Source organism: Pseudomonas sp. MD195_PC81_125 (assembly GCF_014060985.1).
Classification (GTDB): Bacteria; Pseudomonadota; Gammaproteobacteria; order Pseudomonadales; family Pseudomonadaceae; genus Aquipseudomonas; species Aquipseudomonas parakoreensis.
Genome location: NZ_JABULD010000948.1, coordinates 1 through 560 on the forward strand (window position 1 = coordinate 1; position 560 = coordinate 560).

Annotated in this window: 1 protein-coding gene; it reads left to right on the forward strand. The window is 45.2% G+C overall.

All coding sequences use genetic code 11. From position 1 onward, the window contains the following. Window positions 1-394: 394 nt before the first annotated feature. The coding region (locus HT737_RS30520) for an NAD-dependent epimerase/dehydratase family protein (RefSeq protein WP_182404683.1) at window positions 395-560 on the forward strand (166 nt) is incomplete at its 3' end.

Here is a 560-nt window from a genome sequence, read left to right on the forward strand (position 1 = left end):
ATCATAAAAGTATCCTGGACAGTCATGGAACACAGGCAACGGATGCGCGCACTTAGGAACGCGCACAAGTTTCAATGATTATTGAACGAGTACTTTAATACCTGAGTCAGGTTGTTAATGGCAATTAGTGCGGAGGGTAAAACCTGACAATGTTATGAGATGTCGGTTATAGCGTTATTGGTTATTTTTAGTCGGTATCTGTTGATAGTGATGAGTGCACTCGGGGTGCTAATAAGTACCGGGCAATACAGTTTGACCTGCAAAAATATTTATTGCCAGTGGTTGAACTAATTTTGTTTAAGGCTGTTGTCGTCCTTATTTGTGTGGTGCGCCACAGATTCAATGAAAGGGACTTGACAGGCTACTTGTCACTTATCCAATGACGGACCGCGCTATGAAGATTCTGGTAACGGGTGGCGCCGGCTATATCGGCTCGCACACCACACTTGCGCTGCTTGAAGCAGGTTATGAAGTTGTTGTACTGGATAATCTTTGCAACAGCAGCGATGCGGCACTGCATGCGATAGAAGGTATTTGCGGCAAAAGCGCGCTGATGATTC